This window comes from Blastococcus tunisiensis, assembly GCF_900112815.1.
GTDB lineage: Bacteria > Actinomycetota > Actinomycetes > Mycobacteriales > Geodermatophilaceae > Blastococcus_B > Blastococcus_B tunisiensis.
Genome location: NZ_FOND01000003.1, coordinates 203,523 through 228,212 on the forward strand (window position 1 = coordinate 203,523; position 24,690 = coordinate 228,212).

Here is a 24,690-nt window from a genome sequence, read left to right on the forward strand (position 1 = left end):
CCACGGGAGGTCTCCATGCGCCGCACGGCGGTACCCCTGCTCGCCCTCGCGCTGCTCGCCGGCACGGCGCTGACCGCCTGCGGGGGATCCGACGCCGCCGACACCGAGTCGGCCGCCGACCTGCTGGCGCAGGCCAAGCAGACCCTCGACGAGGCCGACAGCGTGCACTTCCTGCTCGACAGCGAGGGCGCGCCCGACACCGGTACCGCGCTGGTCGGTGGCGAGGGCGACATCGCCCGGCCGGCCTCGTTCGAGGGCACGCTCCAGGTGCTCGCGATGGGTTCCACGCTGGACCTCGCGGTCGTGTCGGTCGACGGCACGGTCTACGCCGAGCTGCCGTTCACGTCCGGCTTCAGCGTGGTCGACCCGGCGCAGTTCGGCTTCGGGGACCCGGGCGAGCTCATCGACGCCGACACCGGCATCTCCCAGCTGCTGTCGTCGGCCGAGTCCGCCGAGCTGGGCGAGGAGCGGCGGGTGGACGGCGAGGTCGTCCGCGAGGTGACGGCGGAACTCCCCGGGGAGCTCGTGGAGCAGCTGCTCACCAGCGAGGACCCGAGCCGGCCGGTGCAGGCCCGCTTCTCCATCGCGGCCGACAGCGGGGAGCTGCTGCGGGCCGACCTGACCGGGCCGTTCTTCACGGCCGAGGACGACGCGACGTACACCCTCGAGCTGAGCGACTACGGGGCCGATGTCGAGATCACCGCACCGACCACCGGCTGAGCAGGCGGTCGGTGCGCGTCGACCGGCACCCGGCCTCCCGCTCGTCGTCCTCGCCACGCTGGCGGTGCTCGTCACCGCGGCCGACACCTACGTCGTGGTCCTCGCGCTGCCCGACATCCTCGCCGGCGTGGGCGTGGGGCTCGACGAGCTGCAGCGGGCCACCCCGATCGTCGGCGGCTTCCTGCTCGGGTACACCGCCACGCTGCCGCTGCTGGGGCGCCTGGCCGACCTGCGCGGCCGGGTGCCGGTGCTGGTCGGCTGCCTGCTGCTGTTCGCGCTCGGCTCGCTGCTCACCGCCACCGCGGACACCCTCGGTCCCGCCGTCCTCGGGCGGGGTCTGCAGGGCGTCGGCGCCGGCGGGCTGGTGCCGGCAACCCTCGCGCTCGTCGCCGACCGCTGGCCGCCCGAGCGGCGGGCGCTGCCGCTCGGGGTGGTGGGCGCGGTGCAGGAGGCCGGCGCGGTGCTCGGCCCCCTGGCCGGGGCCGCCGTGCTGGCGTTCGCGGACTGGCGGGCGATCTTCTGGCTGAACCTGCTGCTCGGGCTGGCCCTCGCGGTCGGCGCCGCCGTGACCGGAGGGGTGCGCCGCCCGGATCCGTGGGGGCTGGTCCTCGCCGTGGTCACCGCGGTCGCGCTCGGTCTGCAGCTCGCGGCGCCGGTGGCGCTGGCGGAGGACGTGACCCTCGGCCTGCTCTACGTGCCCGTCGTCGGATCCCTGGGATGGACGACACCGCTCTGGCTGGCCGCGATCGTGACCGGGGCCGCCCTGGTGGTGCGCAGCCTGACGGCGCCGGTCCGCGCGGTGCTGCCGCTGCGCGGGCTGCGGCGGCTGGCCCGGCAGATCGACGTGCTCGGCTCGGCGCTGGCCGTCGTCGCGCTGGGCAGCCTGGTCTGGGCGTTCGCCGCCGCCGACCCGGCCACCCAGGTCGTCGCGCACGGCCCGGTGCTGCTCCCGGTCGCCGTCCTGGCCACCGCCGCCTTCTTCTGGCACGAGCGCCGGACGGCCGAACCGGTCCTGCCCCTGCGCGCGCTCCGGCCGGTCGGCGCGTGGGGCGCCCTGCTGGTCAACCTGCTGGTCGGGGTGGCGCTGGTGGCCGCCCTCGTCGACATCCCGCTCTTCGCCCGCGCCACGACGACGCCAGGCGACCAGCTCGGCGCCGCGCTCGTGCTGCTGCGGCTGCTGGTCGCCGTCCCGGTCGGTGCGGTCGCGGGCGGCTGGCTGTGCCGCACGGTGCCCGCCCGCGCCGTCGCCGCCGGCGGGACGGGGCTGACCGCGGTCGCCTTCGTGCTGATGACCACCTGGGACGCCCGGTCCCTGGACGGGGCCGCCTCGACCGTCGTCCTGCTGGCCGCCGGTCTCGGGTTCGGGCTGGCCATCGCACCGGTCAACGCGGTGCTGCTGGGCGTGACCCGCGCCGAGGTCCACGGCAGCGCCAGTGCGCTCGCCGTCGTCGCGCGCACGGTGGGCATGCTGACCGGGCTGTCGCTGCTGACCGCGGTGGCGCTGCGCCGGTTCACCGCCGAGGTGGACGCCATCGGCAGCCCCTTCGAGCTGTGCCCCGACACGCCCGCCGACTGCGCCGCCTTCGACGCCGCCACCGACGCCGCACTGCTCACCCAGCTGCACACCGTGTTCGCCGGGGCGGCGGTCGCGGCCGGGCTGGCCGCCGTCGCGGCGCTGGTGCTCCTCCGCGACGAGCGGCACCCGGCGAGCTGAGACACTGGTCGGCGAGCCGTGATCCGGCTCCCGGACGAGGGGTGCCGTACCCGGAGTGCGACAAGACGGCGCCGGGGAGGCCGTCGTGTCGTGGTTGGTGCTCGTCGTGTCCGGCGTGCTGGAGGCGGTCTGGGCCACGGCCCTGGGCCGGTCGGAGGGCTTCAGCCGCGTCGTCCCGTCGATCGTGTTCGGGATCGCGCTGGTGCTCAGCATGGCCGGGCTGGCGTACGCGATGCGGGAGCTGCCGGTCGGCACGTCCTACGCCGTCTGGGTCGGCATCGGCGCCTCGCTCACCGTCGTCTACGCGATGGTGACCGGCACCGAGCCGGTGTCGGTGGTCAAGGTGCTGCTGATCCTCGGGCTGATCGGGTGCGTGGTCGGGCTGAAGCTCGTCCACTGAGCCCGCCGCCGGTCAGTCCGCTGCGAGCGTGGCGGTCAGGTCGCGGCGGAGCTCGACGGGATCGACGCCGCGATCGGTCAGCACCCGCATGGCCAGTCCCTCGCTCTCGCGGAGCAGCCCCAGGGTGATGTGCCCGTCGGAGATGCTCTTCGACTTCATCGCGAGGGCCTCCCGGAGAGCCAGTTCCAGCACCTTCTTGGCCCGGGGGGTGAACGGGATGTGCCCCGTCGGACCGCGGGAGCCCGCCGGCCGGTCCAGGGCGCCCGGACCGAAGCTCGCCTCGACGGAGCTGCGGACGGCATCGAGGTCGATGCCCAGCACCGTCAGCGCCCCGGCGTCCAGGTCGTCCGATCCGACGTATCCGACGACGGCCTCGGCGACGGCGTCCTGGCTCAGCCCGTGGGCCTTGAGCACGGCCGCGCTGGCGGTCGGCTGGCGGACCAGGCTGAGCAGCAGGTGCTCGGTGCCGATGCGCCCGGAGTGCAGCCGGCGTGCCTCGTGCTGGGCACCGACCACGGTCTGCCGGGCCTCGAGGGTGAAGCGCTCGAACATGGGTCAGTCCTTCCGCCGGAGCGGCCCGCGACCGCTCGCGTACTTCTTGTGCACCGCCTGCCGGGTCACGCCCAGGAGCTGGGCGATCTGCTCCCACGTCCAGCCCTGGTCGCGCGCATTGCCGACCTGGAGCGCCTCCAGCCGCTCGACGAGCGTCCGGAGGGACCGCACGGCCCGCAGGCCGATCGCCGGATCCCGGCTGCCGGCGGCCGATGCCACCTGCGCTGTGTCCGCCATGGCTGTCAACGTAAGTTGCCTCAGGGCGCCGTGTCAACCTTTGTTGACTCGGCGCTCGAGGGAGCAGTTGCGGGTCGCCGACACGCGCGGACGCGCCGAACGGAACGACCACAACTGCACGCTCGTCCGGCCGGGGCGCCGCTCAGGGTTCGGGGTGCACCTCGAAGTGCGTCGCCGTGGTCTCCCGGTCGACCAGGTACCGGTCGTCCTCGGGGTAGAAGACCGCGCGGGCGATGTCGCTCCCGGCGAAGCCGACGATCACGTCTCGGGAGTCCCAGAAGCTGAGCGTCACGATCTCGGTGCGGCCGTCGTCGAGGTCGCGGGTGAGCAGGTGGGCACCGCGATTGTCCGGTGTCCGGCGGTACTCCGCCATGCCGGTGTCCTCGACGTAGCCGGCGTAGGCGTCGCGGTCCACGGTGGCGACCCATCCCCGCCACATCCGAGCGATCACCACGCCACCTCCGGGTCTTACAGCGTGAAGACGATCTTTCCGTTGGTGCGGCCCTCGAGCATCCGCTCGAAGCCCTCGCGGGCCTGGGGCAGCGGCAGCTCGACGTCGATCTGCGGCCGGATCCCGGTGACGCTGCACAGCTGGATCAGCGACTCGAGCTCCGACTTCGTACCCATGGTCGAGCCGATCACCGACAGCTGGGTGAAGAACACCCGGTTGAGCTCGGCGCCGGGATTGAAGCCCGTCGTCGCTCCGGAGGTCACGATCACGCCGCCGGGCTTGAGCGACTTGACGCTGTGCGACCAGGTGGCTTCACCCACGGTCTCCATGACGCCGTCCACCCGCTCGGGCAGCCGGGCACCGGACTCGAACGCCTGGTCCGCGCCGAGGGCGAGCGCTGCGGCGCGCTTCTCCTCGCTGCGGCCGGTCACCCAGATCCGGTAGCCGGCGGCACGGCCGAGCACGATCAGCGCCGTCGCGACGCCGCCGCTGGCGCCCTGCACCAGGACGGTCTGGCCCGGACGGAGCCCGGACTTCACGAAGAGCATCCGGTAGGCCGTGAGCCAGGCCGTGGGCAGGCAGGCGGCCTCGGCGAAGGAGAGCTCCGCCGGCTTGGGCAGCAGGTTCCGCGTCGGGACGGCGACCTTCTCCGCCATCGAGCCCTGGTGCACCTCCGACAGCAGCGAGCGCTTCGGGTCGAGGGTCTCGTCGCCCGTCCAGCCGGGGGTGGAGATGACGCCGTGCACGACGACCTCGTTGCCGTCCTCGTCGATCCCGGCGGCGTCGGTGCCGAGGATCATCGGCATCCGCTCGGCGGGCAGCCCGATGCCCTGCAGGCTGAACAGGTCGTGGTGGTTGAGCGACACGGCCTTCACCTGGATCGTCGTCCAGCCCTCGGGCGCCTCCGGTTCCGGCCGGTCGCCGACCTCCAGCACGGAGAGCGGGTCCTTCGGGGCGGGGGCGGAGACGAAGGCAGCGAGCATGATCGGACGCTAACCGAGTCGGCGGCCGGCAGCGACGTCGGGGACCGTCGTCGCGACCGGTCCCGGCGGTCAGCGGACGACGACGACGAACTCCCCGGGCTCCACAAACTGCCCGATGACCGGCGCGCCGGGGACCTCGCCGCCGAGCAGCAGCCCGCCGGAGGTCTGCGCGTCGGCCAGCAGCAGCGCCTCGTCCTCGGTCACCGCCGACAGGTCGGTGTGCGGGCGCACCCAGTCCAGGTTGCGCCGGGTGCCGCCGGACACGAAGCCGCCGGCCAGCGCGGTCCGGGCGCCGGCCAGGTAGGGGACGGCGGCGGCGTCGACCACCGCCGTCACGCCGCTGGCGCGCGCCATCTTGTAGAGGTGCCCGAGCAGGCCGAAGCCGGTGACGTCGGTGCCGGCCCGGATCCCGGCGGCCACCGCGGCCTCGCCGGCAGCCCGGTTCAGCGAGGTCATGGACGCGACCGCCTCCTCCGACACCTCGCCGGTCGCCTTCATCCGGCTGTTCAGGACGCCCACGCCCAGCGGCTTGGTCAGCGACAGCGCGGTGCCGGCCACCGCGGCGTCGTTCCGGATGATGCGGTCCAGGTCGACCAGGCCGGTCACGGCCATCCCGTACTTGGGCTCCGGGTCGTCGATCGAGTGCCCCCCGCCCACGTGGCAGCCCGCCTCCTGGGCCACCTCGAGGCCGCCCCGCAGCACCTCCGCCGCGAGCTCGGCCGGGAGCACGTCGCGGGGCCAGCCCAGCAGGTTGACGGCCACCACGGGGGTGCCGCCCATCGCGTAGACGTCCGACAGCGCGTTCGCCGCGGCGATCCGGCCGAACGTGTACGCGTCGTCGACCACGGGGGTGAAGAAGTCGGTGGTCAGCACCAGGCCCTGGCCGCCGGGCAGGCGCACGACCGCCGCGTCATCACCGTCGTCCAGGCCCACGACGAGCTCGGCGTTCGGCGCGGCCGGGCCGGTGGCGGTGAGCCCGGCGACGACGGACTCCAGCTCCCCGGGCGGGATCTTGCAGGCGCAGCCCCCGCCGTGCGCGTACTGGGTGAGCCTGATGCGGGCCGGTGCGGTGGTCACGCCCCGACCGTAGCCGCGGCCGTCGCTCAGCCGCGCCCGCCCCGGAGGACGACCAGGCGGGGCGGCCCCTCCGGCTCGCCAGCGGGGCGCCGGGCCCGGCCGGCCGGATGCCGCTCGCGGGCGCTCGCCGGGGATGCGCCGGCGGGTCGGGCGGCCGGGCCGGCACCGGCCGGCGGGGCACCCAGGCCGGTGAGGTCACGCCGGGGAGCGGTCTCCCCGGTCAGGTCGGCGGCCTCGATGCGGTCCAGCCGGAACCAGCGGAGCGCGTCGCGCTCGCGGCACCACGCCACCAGGAAGGACTGGTCGCTGCTGCGGACGAGCAGCTGCGGTTCCACCTGGCGCCGCGACGGCCTGCCCTTCCCGTCGTGATAGCGCAGCGACACGACGAGCCGACGGGTGACGGCGTGCTCGACGACCGCGCGGATCTCCGCGGACCGGCCCGCCTCCGCGCTCACCCAGAGACTGGTGGCCAGCAGCTCGGCCCGCCGGCGCGGATCGGGTTCGAGGACGGCGAGCACCTTCTCCAGGGCGCCCCGCCCGGCATCGGCGTACGGGCCGTCCGGCCGGGACGCGAGGGCGACCGCGACGGCTGCCGCCTCCTCCGGGCCGAGGCTGACCGGTGGGAGGGAGGCGGCGGGGCGGGACTCGGAGTGGTTCACGGGTCGGATGCTGGCACCGGCCTCCGACAGTTTCGCCGCGCACGTACAGTCTGCGGCGGAGGCGTCAGGGTGTCTGGTGACCCCCGCGGCCTCTAAAGCCGACGTGGCCGAGCATCTCGGCCAGGCGGGTTCGATTCCCGTCCGCCTCCGCCAGACTGCCTCGGGAGCGGTCCCGATCCGGCCGCCGGTGCCGACGAACCGCTGGGAACGACGCGGCTCCGCCTACGATCCGGGCGATGAGCGCCGATCCACGCCGGCAGGTGCCGCGCACCGACACCCTGCTCGCCGACCCCCGGCTCGCCGCGGCCGGCGAGCGGCTGGGCCGCGGCCTGGTGAAGGGCGCCGTGCAGCGGGTGCAGCAGCGGATCCGGGACGGCGAGGTCGCACCCCCGCAGGCGGTCGAGGCGGTGCTCGCCTCGCTGCCCGGCACGGCGAGCAGCCTCCAGCCGGTGCTCAACGTGACCGGCGTCCTCGTGCACACCAACCTGGGCCGCTCCCCGCTGTCGCCGGCCGCCGTCGACGCGATCACCGCGGCCGCGGGGACCACCGATGTCGAGCTCGACCTGTCCACGGGGCGCCGTGGCCCGCGGGGAGAGGCGGCCATCGCCGCGCTGCTGGCCGCGGTCCCCGCCGCCGAGGCCGCGATCGTCGTCAACAACTGCGCGGCGGCGCTGGCCCTGGTCGCCACCGCGCTCGGGCAGGACCGCGAGCTGGTGCTGGCCCGCGGCGAGCTGGTCGAGATCGGTGACGGGTTCCGCATCCCCGAGCTGCTGACCGCCACCGGCGCCCGGCTGCGCGAGGTGGGCACGACGAACCGGGTCACGCTCGCCGACTACCGGGGGGCGCTCGGCCCGGAGACCGGCGCGGTGCTCAAGGTGCACCCCTCGAACTTCGTCGTCCGCGGCTTCACCCGGCAGGTCGAGGTCGGCGAACTAGCAGCGGCACTGGCCGGCACGGGCACCCCGCTGGTGGCCGACGTCGGGTCCGGGCTGCTCCGGCCCCACCCGCTGCTGCCCGAGGAGCCCGACCTGCAGTCCACGCTCGCGGCCGGCGCCGACGTCGTCCTCGCCAGCGGGGACAAGCTGCTCGGCGGCCCGCAGGCGGGGCTGGTCCTGGGCCGCGCCGACCTCGTGCAGCGGCTGCGCCGGCACCCGCTCTACCGCGCGCTGCGGGTGGACAAGACCACCCTCGCCGCGCTGGAGGCGACGCTGCGCGGCCCGCTGCCGCCGGTGCAGGAGATGCTCGCCGCGGACCTCGACGGGCTCCGGGCCCGGGCGGGGGCCCTCGCCGCGCGGCTCACCGAGGCCGGCCTCGACGCCCGGGCCGTCGACGCGGACGCGCGCGTGGGCGGGGGAGGGGCGCCCGAGCACCCGCTGCCGAGCGCGGCGGTCTCGCTGCCGGGGTCCTTCGCCGAGCTGCTGCGCCGCGGCACCCCGCCGGTGGTCGGCTACGTCGAGGGCGACCGCACCCTGCTGAACCTGCGCAGCCTCCCGACGTCCGCCGATGAGCAGCTCGCCGGCGCCGTCCTGGCCGCCGCGGCGCGATGACGTCCACCGACGGGGCCCCGGACGTCAACCACATGGACGTCGTCGCGACGGCCGGGCACGTGGACCACGGCAAGTCGGCCCTGGTCCGTGCGCTGACCGGGATGGAGCCCGACCGCTGGGCGGAGGAGCGGCGCCGCGGGCTGACCATCGACCTGGGTTTCGCCTGGACGACGCTGCGCTCCGGCCGCCGGGTGGCGGTCGTCGACGTGCCCGGGCACGAGAAGTTCGTGGGCAACATGCTGGCCGGGGTGGGCCCGGTGCCCGCGGCGCTGCTGGTGGTGGCCGCCGACGACGGCTGGTCGGCGCAGACCGCCGAGCACGTCGCGGTGCTCGACGCGCTCGGCGTCCAGCACGCGCTGGTCGCGGTGACCAAGTCCGACCTGGCCGACCCGGCACCCGTCGTCTCCGACGTCCGCCGGCGGCTCGCCGACACCTCGATGGGCGTGGTGCCCGCCGTGCCGGTGAGCTCCGTGACCGGGGACGGGGTCGCCGAGCTCGGGGTCGCCCTCGAGGCGCTGCTGTCCGAGCTCCCACCGGCGGACCCGGACGCACCGGTCCGGCTGTGGATCGACCGCGCCTTCACCATCCGGGGGGCCGGCACGGTCGTCACCGGGACCCTCGCCGCCGGCAGCGTGGCGGCCGGTGACCGGTTCCTGCTCGGGGAGCGTGAGGTGGTGGTCCGCCGGGTGCAGTCGCTCGGGGCGCCGGTGGAGCACGCGAGCGCGACCGCCCGGGTGGCCCTGAACCTCCGGGACGTCGCGGTGGAGGACCTCTCGCGCGGCGACGTGCTGCTCACGCCGGGAGCCTTCCGGGTCACCGACGTGGTCGACGTGACGCTCGACGCCGAGCCGGGGGAGCGGCTGCCGGCCGAGCCGGTGGTGCACATCGGCTCGGCGACGGTCGGCGCCCGGCTGCGGCCCCTGGAGGGAGCGGCGGTGCGGCTCCGTCTGGCCGGCGCCCTGCCGCTGCGGGTCGGCGACCGGGTGCTGCTGCGCGATCCGGGGACCCGGCGGGTGCTCGGGGCCGACGTCCGCGACGTCGACCCGCCGGAGCTGCGGCGCCGGGGTGCCGCCCGGGCGCGGGCGGCGGACCTGGTCGCCCAGCCCGGCGGCGCCGCGGGTGCCGCGGTGGATCTGGCGCGCCGCCGGATCGTCCGGGTCGAGGACTTCACGGCCATGGGCTGGCCGGTGCCGGAGGGCGCCACCGTCCACGGGCCCTGGCTGCTGGCGGCCGGGCTGCGGGACGACCTCGTCGCCCGGGTGCCCGACGTCGTCGCCCGCTACCGGCGGCTGCGGCCGCTGGAACCGGGCCCGCCGGTCGAGGTGGTGCGCCGGGCCCTGGACCTGCCCGACGCGGACCTGGTGGCCGCCGTGGTCCGGCCGCCGCTGGAGCTGCGCGGGGGCCGGGTCGTCGACGGGACCGCCGCGCTGCCGCCGGAGGTGCAGCGCGCCGTCGAGGAGGTCCGGGCCCGGCTGGCCCAGGACCCGTTCGCGGCACCCGAGGCGCCGGACCTGGTCGCGGCCGGTCTCGGCGTCCGGGAGCTGGCGGCCGCCGTTCGCAGCGGCCAGCTCGTGCGGATCGCCGACGGCGTGTACCTCGCGCCCGGGATCGCCGAGGTGGCCAGGGCCCGCCTGGCGGACGTGCCGCAGCCGTTCACGCTCAGCCAGGCCCGGCAGGCGTGGGGCACCACCCGGCGCGTCGCCGTCCCCCTGGCGGAGTGGCTGGACGCCCAGGGCGTCACCGTCCGCCTCCCGGACAACACCCGCCGGCTGGCCTGAGCCGCCTCAGTCCGCGGTGGGAACCCAGCGGGCGGGGCGCTTCTCGCGGAAGGAGGCGATGCCCTCCTGACCCTCCTCGCCGGCGAAGAACCGCGCGGAGAGGTCGAGCAGCTCGTCGAACTCCAGGGTCGTGCCGGCCCGCAGCAGGCGCTTGGTCTCGGCCAGTGCCGCCGGTGCGCCGGCGGTCAGGTGCACCAGCTGGGCGCGGACCTCCGCGTCGACCACGTCGTCGGGCACGACCAGGTCGACGAGCCCGCCGTCCACCGCGAGCGAGGCGTCGAACACCTGGCCGGTCAGCATCAGCCGGTGCGCCACGTGCGGCAGCATCCGGGGGAGGACGACGGCGGAGATCACGGCCGGGACCAGCCCCAGCCGCACCTCGGAGAAGGCGAACGTGGCTGAGCTGCCCGCGACCACCACGTCGCAGGCCGCCAGGAGCCCCACCCCGCCCGCCCGCGCCGGGCCGCGGACCACCGCGACCACCGGCTTCGGTGACGACCAGATCAGCTCGAGCAGGTCGGGGAACTCGCGGACTCCCTGGTCCTGCACGCCGCCGCCGGCCGCCTCGGCCAGGTCCATCCCCGAGCAGAAGACCCGGCCGGTGTGGTCGAGCACCACCGCCCGCACCGCGTCGTCGGCGAGCGCCTCGGCCAGCGCCGCCCGCAGCTGCGCGCGCATCGCCCGGGACAGGGCGTTGCGGTTGGCGGGGGAGTCGAGCGTCAGGGTCGCCACCCCGCGCGCCACCTGGACCTGGACCACACGATCGGACGTCACAGACGGCATCCTGCCGGTCCCGCAGCCGGGCGCGGCACACTGGGAGCAGATGACCACCGTCCTGCCGCTGCTGCCGGCCCCCGGGTTGCCGGCCGGGTCGCCCGGCCCCGACGCTCTGCCCGACAGCGCGCGCGAGCACCTCACGGCCACGCCCTTCGGGCTCTACGTGCACGTGCCCTTCTGCGCGACCCGCTGCGGCTACTGCGACTTCAACACCTACACCTCCGACGAGCTCGGCCCCGGTGCCAGCCGCGCCGAGTACGCCGGGACGGCGATCGCGGAGCTGCGCCGGGCCGCCGCGACGCTCGGCCCGGACCTGCCCACCGTCTCCACCGTCTTCGTCGGTGGCGGCACCCCGACCCTGCTCCCAGCCGACGACCTGGCCGCCGTCCTCGCCGAGGTCCACCGGCTGTTCCCGGTGGCCGGCGACGTCGAGGTGACCACCGAGGCCAACCCGGAGACCGTCGACCGCGGCTACCTGGCCCGGCTGCGCGAGGCCGGCTTCACCCGGGTCAGCCTGGGCATGCAGTCCGCCGCCGAGCACGTGCTCGCGGTGCTCGACCGCCGGCACACCCCGGGACGGGCGCTCGAGGCGGCGCACGAGGCGCGGGCCGCCGGCTTCGAGCACGTCAACCTCGATCTCATCTACGGGACACCGGGGGAGACCGACGCCGACTGGGCGGCCTCGCTCGACGCCGTCCTGTCCGGCCCCGTCGACCACGTGAGCGCCTACGCCCTCATCGTCGAGGACGGCACCCGGCTGGCCCGCCGGATCTCCCGCGGCGAGCTGCCGATGCCCGACGACGACGTGCTGGCCGACCGCTACGAGCAGGCCGACGCGACGCTCCGGACGGCGGGGTTCGACTGGTACGAGGTGTCGAACTGGGCCACCTCGGACGCTGCCCGGTGTCGGCACAACGAGCTGTACTGGGCCAACGCCAACTGGTGGGGCGTCGGGCCGGGGGCGCACAGCCACGTCGGCGGGCTGCGCTGGTGGAACGTCAAGCACCCGGCCGCCTACGCCGACCGGCTCGCGGCCGGGACGAGCCCGGCGCAGGACGCCGAGCTGCTGGACGAGGCCGACCGGGCGCTGGAGACGATCATGCTCGGCCTGCGTCTCCAAGAGGGGCTGGCCCTGGGGCTGCTGTCCGACACCGGTCGGGCGCGGGCCGCGGCCGCCGTCGAGCGGGGGCTGCTCGACGCGGACGCCCACGAGGCGGGTCGCGCCGTCCTCACCGACCGGGGCCGACTGCTGGCCGACGCCGTCGTCCGCGACCTGACCGACTGAGGAGGGGCGCGGACGCCGTTCCGCACGGGGTCCCACCCCGCTCGGCGGGAGTTGCGACACTCCCATCACCCGAAAGGGCCGGGTAGCCTCGGCCGTTCTCGGCTAGAGTGCTGGGTTCTCGGCAACGGCGCCGGGTCGTGCAAGGGGGTGACCGGCGATGGACGCGTACACGTTCCGAGACGCCGGCTCCCCGCCCGGCTTCCGCGCCGCCGCCGTCCCCGCCCTCTCCGGCGGGATGCTGCTCGCCCTGGCGATGAATCGGCGAGCACGCGGCCTCCGAGGACTCGACGTCCTCCGCCGCAGCCAGGACAGGGCCCCGCCCCAGGCCGCCTGACTCCCTCCCGGAGTCCCGACCGCCCGTCCTGACGCGACACCCACCGGTGACCGCGTCTTCCCGCGTTGCCCGAAGGAGTTCCACATGTCCACCTCGCTCGACACCCAGACCGTCCCCTCCGGCTCGTCCGACCGGTTCCGCGCCCTGCTCGAGGAGCACCGCGCCGACGCCGTCCGCCAGCGGGACGAGGCGCTCGCCGAGTGCGCCCAGTCCGTCCCCGACCCGGTCGCCCAGCGCCGCAGCGCAGACCTGGCGGACACCATCGAGGCGATCGACGCCGCGCTCGCCCGGATCGAGGCCGGCACCTACGGCCGGTGCACCGGCTGCCAGCGCGAGATCCCGGAGGAGCGCCTCGAGCTGCGGCCGTTCGCGGGCACCTGCGTCGCCTGCAGTTCCGCGCGCTGACGTGCCCGGCGGCCGCCCTCGGGACGTCGCCGTCGTCGGCGCCGGCATGGTCGGCCTGGCGACGGCCTGGTTCCTGCAGGAGGGCGGGGCGGCGGTCACCGTCTACGAACGGGACCGGGTCGGGGCCGGGGCGTCGTGGGGGAACGCCGGCTGGCTCACCCCCGCCCTGGCCGCGCCACTGCCCGAGCCGGCCGTCCTCCGGTACGGGCTGACGGCCGTCCTCGACCCCAGCTCGCCGGTCTACCTGCCGCTGCGGGCCGACCCCCGCCTGCTGCGCTTCCTCGTCTCCTTCGCCCGCAACAGCACGCACCGGCGGTGGCGCCGGGGCATGGCCGCCCTCGTGCCGCTCGACGAGCGGGCGCTGGACGCCTTCGATGCGCTGGCGGCCGGTGGGGTGACGGCCCGGACTCCGCGCAGCGAGCCGTTCCTCGCCGTCTACCGGTCCGAGCGGCAGCGGGAGGGGCTGCTCGCCGAGCTCCGCGGCGTCCGGGAGGCCGGGCAGCGCGACGTCCGGTTCAGCCTTGTCTCCGGCGCCGAGGCACGGTCGATGGAACCGGTCCTGACGGCCGAGGCCGGCTCCGCCATCCGCATCTCCGGCCAGCGCTACCTGGACCCGCCGGCGTTCCTGGCGTCGCTCGCGGCGTCCGTCCGGGCCCGGGGCGGTGCCGTCGCCGAGGGGCACGGGGTGACCGGCATCGCCGACACGGGGGACGGCGTGGTCGTCGGCACGGGCGCAGGCGAGCAGCGGCACGACGCCGTCGTCGTCGCGACCGGCGCCTGGCTCGGGACGCTCGCCCGGCGGTTCGGCGTCCGGCAGCCGGTGCAGGCCGGCCGCGGCTACAGCTTCAGCGTGCCGGTCCGGCGGATGCCGGGCGGACCCCTGTACTTCCCGGTGGAGCGGGTGGCCTGCACGCCGCTCGGCGACCGGCTGCGGATCGCCGGGATGATGGAGTTCCGCCGCCCGGACGACGCCCTGGACCCCCGCCGGATCGACGCGATCGTGGCCGCTGTCCGGCCGTTCCTCTCCGACGTCGACCTCGACGACCGGCAGGACGAATGGGTCGGTTCCCGGCCGGTCACCGTCGACGGCCTGCCGCTGCTGGGCGCCACCGCCTCACCCCGGGCCTTCCTCGCCGGCGGGCACGGCATGTGGGGCATCGCGCTGGGGCCGGTGACCGGCCGGCTCCTGGCGCGCGCCGTGCTCGACGGGGAGGCGCCCCCGGAGCTGCGCCCGTTCGACCCGCTGCGCTGACCCCTCTGACGGATGTCAGACACGACCGGCGACGTTCCGCACTACTGGCCGGACCGCCGGTCCACCAGCCTGGAGCCGTGCCTGACTCGCCAGCCCTCGACGTCCGCGGCCTCACCGTCCGCTACGTCGGCACCGTCGCCGTGCACGACCTCGACCTCACCATCCCGGCCGGCCAGACCGTGGCCCTGCTCGGTGCCAACGGCGCCGGCAAGTCCTCGGTCGTCAACGCCGTCCTCGGCCTGATCACCCCCGCGGCGGGCGCCGTGCGCGTCCTCGGCCGGACCCCGCACGACGCGGTCCGGTCCGGGTGCGTCGGCGCGATGCTGCAGCACGGTGGGCTGCCCGGCGAGGCCCGCGTCGGGGAGGTCCTCGACCTCGTCCGCCGCAGCTACCCGACCTCGTGGCCGCTGGACGACCTCGTCGTCACCGCCGGCATCGACGGCCTCCTCGCCCGCCCGGTCGACGCCCTGTCCGGTGGGCAGCGCCAGCGCGTGCTGCTCGCCCTGGCGCTGGCCGGCGCCCCGCCGCTGCTGCTGCTCGACGAGCCGACGTCGGCCATGGACGTCGAGGGCCGGCGCGCCTTCTGGACGACGATGCGCGGGCTGGCCGGGGGCGGGCACACCGTCGTCTTCGCCACCCACCACCTCGAGGAGGCCGACGCCGTCGCCGACCGGGTGGTCGTCGTGGCGGACGGTCTGGTGGTGGCCGACGGGTCCACCGCGCAGGTCAAGGCGCGGGTCGCGGGCCGCACCATCGCCTTCACCGCCACCCCCGGCCGCCGGCTCGAGGGCCTGCCCGCCGTCACCGGCGTCACCCGGCAGGGCACCACGGTCACCCTCGCCACCGCCGACGCGGACGCGACGCTGCGCGCGCTGCTGGCCGACGGCGGGCTGCCCGACCTGGAGGTCCGGGGCGCCACCCTCGAGGACGCCGTCCTCTCCATCGTCAGGGACCACCCGATCGGAGCCGCACGATGACCCCGCTGTTCGCCTTCCAGCTGCGCCGCGTCGGCCGCAACAAGCAGTTCCTCTTCTTCACGGTGGCCCTGCCCGCGCTGTTCACCGTCTTCATCACGAAGATCATCGGTGGGCAGATGGGTGACGCGGCCGGGTTCCAGGACGTCGCCGCGTCGGTGATGGTCTCGATGATGGCCTACGGCGCGCTCGGAGCCGCCCTCGGCGCCACCATCCGGGTCTCCTTCGACCGGGCGTCGGGCTGGCTCCGGCAGCTGCGCGTCACGCCCGTGCCGCAGACCCGGGTGGTCGCCGTCGACGTCGCCGTCGGGGGGCTGCTGACCCTGCCCGGCCTGCTCGTGGTCGCGCTCGTCGGCCGGTTCGTCAACGGCGTCGCGCTGCCGCTGGGCACGTGGATCGCCCTGGTGGGGGTGCTCTGGGCCGGCTCCGTCGCCTTCGTGGCGCTCGGGCTGCTGATCGGCTGGAGCCTCGAGGAGAAGGCGGCCGGCGGGGCGATCGGCATCCTCGGGGTGATCCTGGCCGCCCTCGGCGGGCTGTGGTGGCCGGTGGAGCTGTTCCCCGGGCCGATGCAGGTCCTCGCCCGCTTCATGCCCTCCTACTGGTACGCCGAGATGGGCCGCGACGTGGCCGCGGGCGGTTCGCCGGCGGTCCTGACGGTGGCGGCGCTGGCGGCGTTCACCGCGGTCTTCGCCGTCCTCGCGGTGACGGTGGCGAGGCGGCGACCGCTGCATGCCGTCTCCGGATGACCCGGGCTAGCGTCGCCGTCATGGACCCGCAGTCCCCGTGGCACCGCCTGGGCTGGGCGGCGCCGTGGCTGCTCTTCCAGGCCTTCCCCGTCGCCGACCTCGTCCGCACCCCGCGACCGCCGCTGGTCATCGCGGTGGCCGCGCTCGCCCTGCTGCTGTTCACCGTGGCCTACCTGCGGATCTTCAACCGGATGTTCGGCGGGTGCGGCGGCGTCCAGCGCGAGATGGTGCTGGTCGCCGTCGTGGGCGTCGCCCTCGCGGTGTGGCTCGGACCCGCCTGGTCGGGCCTGATGATCTACGTGTCCGCCGCCGCGGCAGCCAGCCTGCCCGAGCGCTGGACGTGGCCCGCGGTGGTCGGTGCGGCCGCCGTGTGCGCCGGCGTCATCGGCGCGCACGGGGAGCTCGGGGGCATGTTCATCCTCCCGGTCATCTGCCTGCTCACCGCGTTCGCGCTGCGCGGCACCCGCTACCTCGTGTCGGTCAACGCGGAGCTGACCCAGGCGCGGGAGGAGCTGGCCCGCAGCGCCGTAGCCGAGGAACGGATGCGCTTCGCCCGGGACCTGCACGACCTGCTGGGTCACAGCCTCTCCCTGATCGCGCTGAAGAGCGAGCTCGCCGGCCGGCTGGCCGAGCGTGACCCGGCCCGGGCGCGGCAGGAGATGGCCGACGTCGAGGACGCCGCCCGGCGGGCCCTCGCGGAGGTCCGCGACGCGGTGAGCGGGTACCGGCAGGTGAGGCTCGCGCAGGCGCTCGTCGAGGCGCGGTCGGCCCTGTCGGCCGCCGGGATCGGCCTGCGCGCCCCGGCCGTAGGCGAGCCGCTGCCGGCCGCCGCGGACGCTGTCCTCGGCTGGGTGGTGCGAGAGGCGACGACGAACGTGCTGCGGCACAGCGGCGCCCGCTCGGTGGTGGTGGACCTGGCCACGACGGACGACGACGTCAGGCTCACGGTCACCGACGACGGCCGGGGCGGCACCGGACCGCGCGGGGCGGGGCTCTCGGGCCTGGAGGAGCGGGTCGAGGCCGTGGGTGGTCGGCTGGAGGCCGGTCCGGTCGACGGGCGGGGGTTCCGGCTGGCCGTCGTCGTCCCGGTGCGGCTGGCCGCCGAGCCGGCGGTGGCGCGGTGATCCGGGTGCTCATCGCCGAGGACCAGGCCCTGGTCCGCGGTGCGCTCCGGGCCCTGCTGGAGCTCGAGGACGACCTCGAGGTGGTCGCCGAGGTCGGCCGGGGCGACGCCGTGGTGCACGCGGCCCGGGAGCACCGGCCCGACGTGGCGCTGCTCGACATCGAGATGCCCGGTGGCGACGGCATCGAGGCGGCCCGCGCGCTCGGCGCCGCCGTCCCCGGTTGCCGGGCGGTCATCCTCACCACCTTCGGCCGTCCGGGCTTCCTCCGCCGAGCCATGGAGGTCGGCGCGGCCGGCTTCCTCGTGAAGGACGCGCCGGTCGCCGAGCTGGCCCGGGGCATCCGGGCGGTGATGGCCGGGGAGCGGGTCATCGACCGCGATCTGGCGGCCGCCGCGCTGGCGATCGGGGCCACGCCGCTGTCCACCCGGGAGGCCGACGTGCTGCGCGCCGCGGTGGACGGCGCGACCGTGGCCGACATCGCCGGGAGGCTGTTCCTGTCGGAGGGGACGGTCCGGAACTACCTGTCCTCGGCGATCGGCAAGACCGGCGCGCGGACCCGCGTCGAGGCGGCGCGGGTGGCCGCCGAGAAGGGCTGGCTCTGAGCAGGTTGCCCCCGGGACGTCGTGCGCGGATCGGCAGTTACCGGGCGGGAAACTGCTGATCCGCGCACACTGTTCGACCGCGACGGGGCGAGCGGTCCTAGAGGCGGCGCGGGTTCGGGACGGGCGGCTGGGCCGGGATCGACGCCGTCGCGGGGTGGGCAGGCGCCTGCACCGGGGTGAGCGCGTCGAGGTCGAGCACCCGGACGTGGATGACGTTGCGCTGCTGCAGCGCCGCCCGCAGCGCGCGGTGCAGCCCGTCCTCCAGGTAGAGCTCGCCGTGCCACTGCACCGCGTGCGGGAACAGGTCGCCGTAGAAGGTCGAGTCGTCGGCGAGGAGGGCGTCGAGCGCCAGCTCCTTCTTCGTCGTCGTCAGGGTGTCCATCCGCACCTGCCGCGGCGGGATCATCGCCCAGTCCCGGGTGGACAGCCCGTGGTCGGGATACGGGCGGCCGTCACGTACCGCTTTGAAGATCAGGGAACCGACCTCCGCTCTCTGCCCCGTGCGGGGCGCCGACGGACCCACCCTAGCGGCCGGACGGGGTGGACGTCGCCGCCCTCGACGCCCCCGGACAGCGGCTCGGCACGGGCGCGCGAACGCTGAGGAGGGTGGGGTCCGTCGCGTATGCTGGGCTGGCACTCTGCCCGTGCGAGTGCCAGTGAGATCGGGGTGCGACACCTGGACCACGGCGCCGCACGGCACGTCGACCGGTACGGGGAGGTGTCACCGTGGCGCACGACGAACGCCGCCTGGAGGTCCTCCGGGCCATCGTGCAGGACTACGTCTCGACGAACGACCCCGTGGGCAGCAAGGCCCTCGCCGAGCGGCACGACCTCGGTGTCTCCCCGGCCACCATCCGCAACGACATGGCGGTGCTGGAGGAACAGGGCTACATCACCCAGCCGCACACCAGTGCCGGCCGGGTGCCCACCGACAAGGGCTACCGGCTGTTCGTCGACCGGCTGTCGGCGGTCAAGCCGCTGTCGACGGCCGAGCGCCGGGCGATCGAGCGCTTTCTCGACGGCGCCGTCGACCTGCATGACGTGCTCAGCCGGAGCGTCCGCCTGCTGGCGCAGCTGACCCGCCAGGTCGCCGTCGTCCAGTACCCGGCGCTGTCGCGCAGCGCCGTCCGCCACCTCGAGGTCGTGCAGCTGGCGGCCGCCCGGCTGATGCTGGTGCTCATCACCGACACCGGCCGCGTCGAGCAGCGGATCGTCGACACGCCCGTGGACGTCGGAGCCGATGCCGTCGCCGAGCTGCGCACCCTGCTGAACGCCGCGTTCGCCGGCGCCAAGCTCGTCGACGCCGGCGGCAAGGTGCCCGACCTGCTGGACACCGCCCCGCCGCACCTGCGCGGGCTGGTCGCGACGGTGAGCGCGACCCTGCTGGAGACCCTCGTGGAGCCCGGCGAGGACCGCCTGGTCATCGGCGGGACGGCGAACCTCGCCCGCGGCAACGCCCTCGACTTCCCGGGCACCCTGCAGCCGCTGCTGGAGGCGCTGGAAGAACAGGTGGTCGTCCTGCGGTTGATGACCCAGGTGGACGCGAGCACGGTGCTGGTGCGGATCGGTGAGGAGAACGCCCACGAGGCGCTCACCGGCGCATCCTTCGTCTCCGTCGGCTACGGCGCCGGCGACCGTGCCCTCGGCGGGCTCGGCGTCGTGGGCCCCACCCGCATGGACTATCCGATGAACATGGCCGCGGTTCGCGCCGTGGCCCGCTACGTCGGCCACCTGCTGGCCGAGAGCTGAGGCTGAGAACCCCCGATGGCAACCGACTACTTCGCCGTGCTGGGCGTCTCCCGTGACGCCAGCGACAGCGACCTCAAGCGCGCCTACCGGAAGCTGGCGCGGGACCTGCATCCCGACGTCAACCCCGACCCGGGGGCGAAGGAGCGGTTCCAGGAGGTCACCCGCGCCTACGAGGCGCTGACCGACCCGGAGAAGCGCCGCATCGTCGACCTGGGCGGCGACCCGTTCGACGCCGCCGGGGCCGGCGCCGGGGCCGGGGGCTTCGGCGGTGCCGGGTTCGGCGGGCTCGGCGACATCATGGACGCGTTCTTCGGCGGCGCGGCCACCCGCGGGCCGCGCAGCCGCACCCGGGCCGGCCGGGACGCGCTCATCCCGGTCGAGCTGGACCTGGACGAGACGGTCTTCGGGACGACGAAGGACATCACCGTCGACACCGCCGTCCTCTGCACCGTCTGCACCGGCGCCGGCACGGCGCCCGGCACCCACCCGACCACCTGCACGACCTGCTCGGGTCGCGGCGAGGTGCAGAGCGTGCAGCGCGGCTTCCTCGGCCAGGTGGTCTCCAGCCGGGTCTGCCCCACCTGCGCCGGGACCGGCCAGGTCATCCCCGAGCCGTGCCCCGAGTGCGCCGGCGACGGGCGGGTCCGCTCCCGTCGGACGCTGCAGGTCAAGGTCCCCGCGGGTGTCGAGGACGGCATGCGCATCCGGCTGACCGGCCAGGGCGAGGTGGGCCCCGGCGGCGGGCCGGCCGGCGACCTGTACGTGGAGATCCACGAGCGGCCGCACGATGTCTTCACCCGGGACGGCGAGGACCTGCACTGCCGCGTGACGCTGCCGATGACGTCGGCGGCCCTCGGCACGACGCTGAACCTCACGACCCTGGACGGCGACGAGGACCTCGACATCAAGCCGGGCACCCAGTCCGGCAGCGTCCTCACCCTCCGGGCGCACGGCGCGCCCCGGCTGCGCGGCACCGGCCGCGGCAACCTGCTGGTCCACGTGGAGGTCGCCACGCCGACCCGGCTGGACGCCGAGCAGGAGAAGCTGCTGCGCGAGCTGGCCGCACTCCGCGGGGAGGACCAGCCCGACTCCCACCGCGAGGCGCAGGGCGGGCTCTTCTCCCGGGTCCGTGACGCGTTCAACGGGCGCTGAGATGACCGAGGTCGGCGTCCCGGAGCTCGACGGCGCCCCGCTCTTCCTGCTCGACGCCCTCCCGGAGACCGACGAGGTGCTGGTGGACGGCGCCGAGGGCCGGCACGCCGTCGACGTGCTGCGGCTCGCACCGGGGGAGCGGGTGCGGGTGGGGGACGGCCGGGGCGCGGTCGCGGAGGGCGCCGTCGTGGCCGCCGGGGCGGAGGGCCTGCGGGTCGCCGTCACGGCCCGCTTCGAGGTGCCCGAGCCGGATCCGGAGTTCGTGCTGGTGCAGGCGCTGCCGAAGGGCGACCACGGGCCGCTGGCCGTCGACCTGGCCACCGAGCTCGGCGTGGACCGCATCGTGCCGTGGACGGCCGCCCGCTGCGTCACCCGCTGGCGCGACGACCGGGTGGCGAAGGGCGTGGCCAAGTGGCGCGCGGCGGCCCGTGCGGCGGCGAAGCAGTCGCGGCGGCCGCGGGTGCCCGAGGTGGCCGAGCCGATGACCACCCGCGAGGTGTGCGGCGTGCTCGCCGACGTCGACCTGGCCGTGGTGCTGCACGAGCAGGCGCGCCGGCCGCTGTCGGGATTGCAGATCCCGCGCACCGGCACCATCGCGGTGATCGTCGGCCCCGAGGGCGGGCTCACCGACGGCGAGGTGGTGGCCTTCCGCGCGGCCGGCGCCGAGGCGGTCCGGCTGGGGCCCGAGGTGCTGCGGACGTCGACGGCCGGTGCCGCCACCCTGGCCGCCCTGAGCATGCGCACCCGCTGGGCCTGACCCGCCCTCGCTGACGATCGAGGGAGGACGGCGCGCGCGGGGCCTGCGCAGAGTCAGCGCAGGGCGGTCCGGGTGCGCTCGCTGAGCAGGTCGACGGCCAGGCTGAGCAGCACGATCGTGGCGAGCACCGTGGTGACGGCGGCCCAGTCGAAGGCCGCGATCCGCCCCGACAGCAGGACGCCGATCCCGCCCGCGCCGAGCAGCCCGACGAGCACGGTGTCGCGGATCGCCACCTCCCAGCGGTAGAGCGCCAGCGCCAGCACCGGCCCGCTCAGGGCCGGCAGCACGCCGTACAGCCACCCCCCCAGCCGCGAGGCGCCGGCCACCCGGAGCGAGGCCCGCGGCCGGGGGTCGACCTCCTCGGTCGCCTCGGCCACCAGCCGGCCCAGCACGCCGAGCGTGTACACCCCGAGTGCGAGCGCCCCGGGCAGGACGCCGGGCAGCAGGACGAAGAGCAGCACGAGGGCCCACACCGGGGGAGGGACCGCGCGCAGGAGGAGCAGGGCGAAGCGGATCCCGGCGCCCAGCGCCCACCGCCCCGGGCCGGCTCCCGGCCGCCGGGCGGCGAGCCCGGACACGCCGAGGGCGCTGGCCGTCGCCAGGGCGATGGCGATCACCGACATCTGGACGGTGTCGACGGCGGCCACCGCGACGGCGGCCAGCAGGTCGCCGTCGGCCGCCGGGGGCCATGCCGCGCGCAGCACGTACCCCAGCTGGTCGAGCGTGCGGCCGGCGGTGAGCGTCGCCGGCGTGAGCGCCAGGAACCACCACGACCACGCCATCAGCGCGAGGCTGCCGACGACGGCTCCGGTGAGCAGTGGGTCACGGGTCGGGGCCTGCCCGCCGGCCGGGCGCGGCGCGGCCACCCGGCGGCGGACCGCGCGGCCGCCGAGGTCGGCCAGCATGCACAGGGCGGCCAATGCGTAGACGGCCGCCCACACCTGCTCCCAGCGCAGCGAGGCGAACGACAGCGCGAGCTGGTAGCCGAGCCCCCCGGCCCCGATCAGGCCGAGGACGACGGCCGACCGGACGGCGCACTCCAGCCGGTAGAAGGAGTAGGAGAGCAGGCCGCCGGCCGCCGACGGGAGCAGGCCGTACAGCGCCGCGCTGCCGCGTCCGGCGCCGGCGGCGAGCAGCGCCTCGTAGCCGCCCCGGGGCACCTCGTCGAGCAGGTCCGCGAAGACCTTGGCCGTGACGGCGCCGTAGGGGATGCCGATCGCGAGGACGCCGACCCAGGGGTCCAGGCCGAGCACGTTGAGCAGGAGCAGCCCCCACACCGCCTCGTGCAGCCCGCGCGGCACCGCGAGCAGGCTCCGGCTCACCGTCCAGCCCGCGCGGCGTCGTCCCCAGGTGGTGCGGGCCAGGCCCACCGCACCGATCGCGCCCAGCGCGACCGCCAGGGCCGCGCCGAGGGCGGCGTAGGCGACCGTCACCAGGGTGGCCTCGGCGAGCACCCCGAGGAACTCGGCGTCGTGGGCGGGGGAGAGCGCCGCGGAGGCGAACCGGCCGAACTGCCGCACGCCCGCCGGGTTCACCACGGGCCCGGAGAAGAGCCCGGCCCCGGCCAGCGACCAGCCGAGGACGGCGACACCCCCGAGGCCCCACGCCCACCGCCGCCGGTCGCGCCGCAAGCGCGGCGCGACCGGTGGGGTGCGGACCGCGGTCACCGCACCACCCCGTAGAACCGCTCCAGCCCGGCGACGGTCAGTGCCGACGCCGGGGCGTCGAGGGTGACCCGGCCATCGGTCAGGCCCACGACGCGGTCGCAGTGGCGAAGCGCGAGAGCCGGGTCGTGCAGGCAGGCGAGCAGGGCGCCGCCCCGGTCGGCCGCGAGCCCGGCCAGCAGCTCGAGCGCCTGGTCGGCCAGGGCCGGATCCAGGGCGGAGGCCGGCTCGTCGGCCAGTACCAGCTCGGGGCGCTGCACCAGCAGGCGGGCCAGGGCCACCCGCTGCCGCTGCCCGCCGGAGAGCCGGTCGGTGCGCTCGAACATCCGGTCGGCCAGGCCCACCCGGTCCAGCGCCGTCCGGACGTCGTCCAGCCCCTGGGGCTGCACGAGCGAGCGGAGCGCCCGGGCCGCCGACCAGGTGCCCAGCCGTCCGGCGTTGACGTTGTGCACCACCCGCAGCGGGCCGACCAGTTCCAGGTGCTGGTGCACGGTGCCCGTCCGGGCCCTCAGCCGGCGCAGGGCCGGTCCGCGCAGCCCGGCGGGATCGGCGCCGAGCACGCGCACCGATCCCGCCGTCGGGGGAACCGACCCGTTCAGCACACCGAGGAGCGTCGACTTGCCCGCCCCCGAGGCGCCGACGACGGCGACGCGTTCACCCGCGGCCACCGTGAGGTCCACCCCGGCCAGGGCCGTCGTGGCGCCGAAGCGGACCTCGAGATCGGTGAGCCGCACGGCCTCGCTCAGTTGACCAGCCCGAGGTCGCGGCCGATCCGCTCGATCTGGTCGTAGTTCGAGGCCTCGGTCGGGACGAAGGAGCCGGCGCCGAACAACTCGAGCACCTCGGCGTCGGCGGGGTCCTCGGCGGACAGGCCGGTGAAGTACCCGGTCAGCCGGTCGGGGAGGTCCTCGCCGAAGCGGTCGATCGCGCCGGGCCCGAGCAGCCAGTGGTAGTCGTGGTACGCCGGGGTCCGCGCGTAGCGGACGACGGACGGGTCGATCTCACCCGCCGCCGCACGGGCCTCGTAGACCTGCTCGTTGAGCACCCCGGCCTCGTAGGTGCCGGAGGCGACCAGCGCCAAGGTGGCGTCGTGCGACCCGGAGAATCCCGGGCCGCCGGGGAAGCCTCCCGGCTCCACACCCTGCTCGGTGAGGAAGTGGGCGGGCATCAGCCGGCCCGAGGTGGAGGTCTCGCTGCCGTAGGTGAACCGCAGCCCGGCCAGCGGCGCGAGGTCGTCGGAGGGGGCCAGCCCGGTGGCGGAGTTCACCACGAAGACGGAGTGGAACTCCTCGTCGATGTCGCGCTGGGCGATCGGGACGGCGCCCGGCGTCTGGAGCCGGGCCTGGACGCCGGTGAGCCCGCCGAACCAGACGAGGTCGAGGTCGCCGGTGCGGAAGAGCGAGACCGCCGCGGCGTAGTCGGTGACCGGCACGTACTCGACGTCGACGTCGAGGGCGTCGGCGAGGGAGTCGGCGACGGTGCCGTAGAGCCGCTGCAGGACCTCGGGGTCCTGGTCGGGGATCGCTCCGATGCGCAGCGGGCCGGCCGTGGACGAGGTCTCCTCGGCGGAGTCGGAGACGGGGGAGGTGCGGCCGCAGCCGGCCAGTGCGGCGACGAGCAGCAGGTAGATCAGCAGCAGGGAGGAACGGTGGACTCTGGCGACGGGGCCACCCGACCGGGCGGCGCGGGGCATGGGCACTACGTCCTCGTGCAGGGACGGGGAGCGGGCACGGGTCGAACCTCCGGAGTCG

At 75.8% G+C, this 24,690-nt stretch carries 26 protein-coding genes, 1 tRNA gene, 1 pseudogene and 1 riboswitch; of the genes and pseudogenes, 17 read left to right on the top strand and 11 right to left on the bottom strand.

The window, feature by feature from the left end; genetic code table 11:
• Positions 1–15: 15 nt before the first annotated feature.
• The 3 genes from BM142_RS05435 to BM142_RS05445 all read left to right on the top strand — a co-directional run bounded on the left by BM142_RS05435 (position 16) and on the right by BM142_RS05445 (position 2,834).
• Positions 16–720, top strand: a complete 705-nt coding sequence (locus tag BM142_RS05435; protein WP_092195745.1) for an LppX_LprAFG lipoprotein — start codon at positions 16–18, stop codon at positions 718–720.
• A complete protein-coding gene (locus tag BM142_RS05440; RefSeq protein ID WP_092195746.1) occupies positions 689–2,434 on the top strand; it encodes an MFS transporter in 1,746 nt (581 codons plus the stop codon). Before BM142_RS05435 ends, BM142_RS05440 begins: the two co-directional genes overlap by 32 nt.
• 10 nt (positions 2,435–2,444) lie before the next feature.
• A riboswitch (guanidine-III (ykkC-III) riboswitch) is annotated at positions 2,445–2,509 on the top strand.
• A gap of 10 nt (positions 2,510–2,519) precedes the next feature.
• Positions 2,520–2,834 carry a DMT family transporter gene (locus BM142_RS05445; protein ID WP_092195747.1) on the top strand — a complete coding sequence of 105 codons (315 nt, stop codon included), beginning with the start codon at positions 2,520–2,522 and terminating at the stop codon, positions 2,832–2,834.
• Positions 2,835–2,846: 12 nt separating this feature from the next.
• On the opposite strand, the gene BM142_RS05450 is transcribed toward BM142_RS05445, so the two are convergent.
• From BM142_RS05450 to BM142_RS05475, 6 genes and pseudogenes are all read right to left on the bottom strand, one after another.
• The gene (locus BM142_RS05450; RefSeq protein ID WP_092195748.1) at positions 2,847–3,386 is read right to left on the bottom strand and encodes a Clp protease N-terminal domain-containing protein; all 540 of its coding nucleotides are present in this window, start codon (positions 3,384–3,386) and stop codon (positions 2,847–2,849) included.
• Between the two features lie 3 nt (positions 3,387–3,389).
• Complete coding sequence (locus BM142_RS05455) at positions 3,390–3,623, bottom strand: helix-turn-helix domain-containing protein (protein ID WP_092195749.1); 234 nt, start codon at positions 3,621–3,623, stop codon at positions 3,390–3,392.
• 142 nt (positions 3,624–3,765) lie between these two features.
• Complete coding sequence (locus tag BM142_RS05460) at positions 3,766–4,074, bottom strand: hypothetical protein (protein WP_175527108.1); 309 nt, start codon at positions 4,072–4,074, stop codon at positions 3,766–3,768.
• Between the two features lie 17 nt (positions 4,075–4,091).
• Entirely contained in the window at positions 4,092–5,057 is a 966-nt protein-coding gene (locus BM142_RS05465) for a zinc-binding dehydrogenase (RefSeq protein WP_092195750.1), read from the bottom strand.
• A 43-nt stretch (positions 5,058–5,100) separates the two neighbouring features.
• Positions 5,101–6,113 (bottom strand): annotated as a pseudogene (gene selD / locus BM142_RS05470) (selenide, water dikinase SelD); the annotation flags it as partial.
• Positions 6,114–6,160: 47 nt separating this feature from the next.
• Positions 6,161–6,793 (bottom strand): helix-turn-helix transcriptional regulator, encoded by a 633-nt coding sequence (locus BM142_RS05475; RefSeq protein WP_139228775.1) that lies wholly within the window; start codon positions 6,791–6,793, stop codon positions 6,161–6,163.
• A gap of 57 nt (positions 6,794–6,850) precedes the next feature.
• Here BM142_RS05475 and BM142_RS24380 point away from each other — a divergent pair.
• The 3 genes from BM142_RS24380 to selB all read left to right on the top strand — a co-directional run bounded on the left by BM142_RS24380 (position 6,851) and on the right by selB (position 10,118).
• Positions 6,851–6,946: transfer RNA gene (locus BM142_RS24380), tRNA-OTHER, on the top strand.
• Positions 6,947–7,029: 83 nt separating this feature from the next.
• Positions 7,030–8,340 (top strand): L-seryl-tRNA(Sec) selenium transferase, encoded by a 1,311-nt coding sequence (gene selA / locus BM142_RS05480; protein ID WP_092195752.1) that lies wholly within the window; start codon positions 7,030–7,032, stop codon positions 8,338–8,340.
• Complete coding sequence (selB, locus tag BM142_RS05485) at positions 8,337–10,118, top strand: selenocysteine-specific translation elongation factor (protein WP_254790561.1); 1,782 nt, start codon at positions 8,337–8,339, stop codon at positions 10,116–10,118. The genes selA and selB overlap by 4 nt, the downstream gene beginning before the upstream one ends.
• Positions 10,119–10,124: 6 nt before the next feature.
• On the opposite strand, the gene BM142_RS05490 is transcribed toward selB, so the two are convergent.
• Positions 10,125–10,901 carry an enoyl-CoA hydratase-related protein gene (locus tag BM142_RS05490; protein ID WP_175527109.1) on the bottom strand — a complete coding sequence of 259 codons (777 nt, stop codon included), beginning with the start codon at positions 10,899–10,901 and terminating at the stop codon, positions 10,125–10,127.
• Positions 10,902–10,941: 40 nt separating this feature from the next.
• Between BM142_RS05490 and hemW the strand changes: the two genes are divergently transcribed.
• From hemW to BM142_RS05525, 8 genes are all read left to right on the top strand, one after another.
• Positions 10,942–12,180, top strand: coding sequence for a radical SAM family heme chaperone HemW (gene hemW / locus BM142_RS05495; protein WP_217640583.1), 1,239 nt, complete (start codon positions 10,942–10,944; stop codon positions 12,178–12,180).
• Between the two features lie 157 nt (positions 12,181–12,337).
• Complete coding sequence (locus BM142_RS24385) at positions 12,338–12,514, top strand: hypothetical protein (protein WP_175527110.1); 177 nt, start codon at positions 12,338–12,340, stop codon at positions 12,512–12,514.
• 84 nt (positions 12,515–12,598) lie between these two features.
• The gene (locus tag BM142_RS05500) at positions 12,599–12,919 is read left to right on the top strand and encodes a TraR/DksA family transcriptional regulator (protein ID WP_092195754.1); all 321 of its coding nucleotides are present in this window, start codon (positions 12,599–12,601) and stop codon (positions 12,917–12,919) included.
• A 1-nt stretch (position 12,920) separates the two neighbouring features.
• Positions 12,921–14,171 carry an NAD(P)/FAD-dependent oxidoreductase gene (locus tag BM142_RS05505; protein ID WP_217640584.1) on the top strand — a complete coding sequence of 417 codons (1,251 nt, stop codon included), beginning with the start codon at positions 12,921–12,923 and terminating at the stop codon, positions 14,169–14,171.
• Positions 14,172–14,248: 77 nt separating this feature from the next.
• Positions 14,249–15,148: an ATP-binding cassette domain-containing protein gene (locus BM142_RS05510; protein ID WP_092195755.1), complete on the top strand. Its 900-nt coding sequence runs from the start codon at positions 14,249–14,251 to the stop codon at positions 15,146–15,148.
• Complete coding sequence (locus BM142_RS05515) at positions 15,145–15,891, top strand: ABC transporter permease (RefSeq protein WP_092195756.1); 747 nt, start codon at positions 15,145–15,147, stop codon at positions 15,889–15,891. Before BM142_RS05510 ends, BM142_RS05515 begins: the two co-directional genes overlap by 4 nt.
• A 20-nt stretch (positions 15,892–15,911) precedes the next feature.
• Positions 15,912–17,015, top strand: coding sequence for a sensor histidine kinase (locus tag BM142_RS05520; protein WP_092195757.1), 1,104 nt, complete (start codon positions 15,912–15,914; stop codon positions 17,013–17,015).
• Positions 17,012–17,617, top strand: coding sequence for a response regulator transcription factor (locus BM142_RS05525; RefSeq protein ID WP_092195758.1), 606 nt, complete (start codon positions 17,012–17,014; stop codon positions 17,615–17,617). The genes BM142_RS05520 and BM142_RS05525 overlap by 4 nt, the downstream gene beginning before the upstream one ends.
• A 97-nt stretch (positions 17,618–17,714) precedes the next feature.
• Here the strand turns inward: BM142_RS05525 and BM142_RS25750 are convergent, their stop codons facing one another.
• The gene (locus BM142_RS25750) at positions 17,715–18,317 is read right to left on the bottom strand and encodes a type II toxin-antitoxin system VapB family antitoxin (protein WP_470277741.1); all 603 of its coding nucleotides are present in this window, start codon (positions 18,315–18,317) and stop codon (positions 17,715–17,717) included.
• Positions 18,318–18,343: 26 nt separating this feature from the next.
• Between BM142_RS25750 and hrcA the strand changes: the two genes are divergently transcribed.
• Genes hrcA through BM142_RS05545 form a run of 3 tightly spaced genes read left to right on the top strand, consistent with a single transcriptional unit; the run spans position 18,344 to position 21,275 of the window.
• A complete protein-coding gene (hrcA, locus tag BM142_RS05535) occupies positions 18,344–19,366 on the top strand; it encodes a heat-inducible transcriptional repressor HrcA (RefSeq protein WP_092195759.1) in 1,023 nt (340 codons plus the stop codon).
• 15 nt (positions 19,367–19,381) lie between these two features.
• Complete coding sequence (gene dnaJ, locus BM142_RS05540) at positions 19,382–20,518, top strand: molecular chaperone DnaJ (protein WP_092195760.1); 1,137 nt, start codon at positions 19,382–19,384, stop codon at positions 20,516–20,518.
• A gap of 1 nt (position 20,519) precedes the next feature.
• A complete protein-coding gene (locus BM142_RS05545; RefSeq protein WP_092195761.1) occupies positions 20,520–21,275 on the top strand; it encodes a 16S rRNA (uracil(1498)-N(3))-methyltransferase in 756 nt (251 codons plus the stop codon).
• 53 nt (positions 21,276–21,328) lie between these two features.
• On the opposite strand, the gene BM142_RS05550 is transcribed toward BM142_RS05545, so the two are convergent.
• Genes BM142_RS05550 through BM142_RS05560 form a run of 3 tightly spaced genes read right to left on the bottom strand, consistent with a single transcriptional unit; the run spans position 21,329 to position 24,632 of the window.
• Positions 21,329–22,942 carry a PhnE/PtxC family ABC transporter permease gene (locus tag BM142_RS05550; protein ID WP_092195762.1) on the bottom strand — a complete coding sequence of 538 codons (1,614 nt, stop codon included), beginning with the start codon at positions 22,940–22,942 and terminating at the stop codon, positions 21,329–21,331.
• The gene (locus BM142_RS05555; protein ID WP_254790562.1) at positions 22,939–23,673 is read right to left on the bottom strand and encodes a phosphonate ABC transporter ATP-binding protein; all 735 of its coding nucleotides are present in this window, start codon (positions 23,671–23,673) and stop codon (positions 22,939–22,941) included. Before BM142_RS05555 ends, BM142_RS05550 begins: the two co-directional genes overlap by 4 nt.
• An 8-nt stretch (positions 23,674–23,681) precedes the next feature.
• Positions 23,682–24,632: a putative selenate ABC transporter substrate-binding protein gene (locus BM142_RS05560; RefSeq protein ID WP_175527111.1), complete on the bottom strand. Its 951-nt coding sequence runs from the start codon at positions 24,630–24,632 to the stop codon at positions 23,682–23,684.
• Positions 24,633–24,690: the final 58 nt, after the last annotated feature.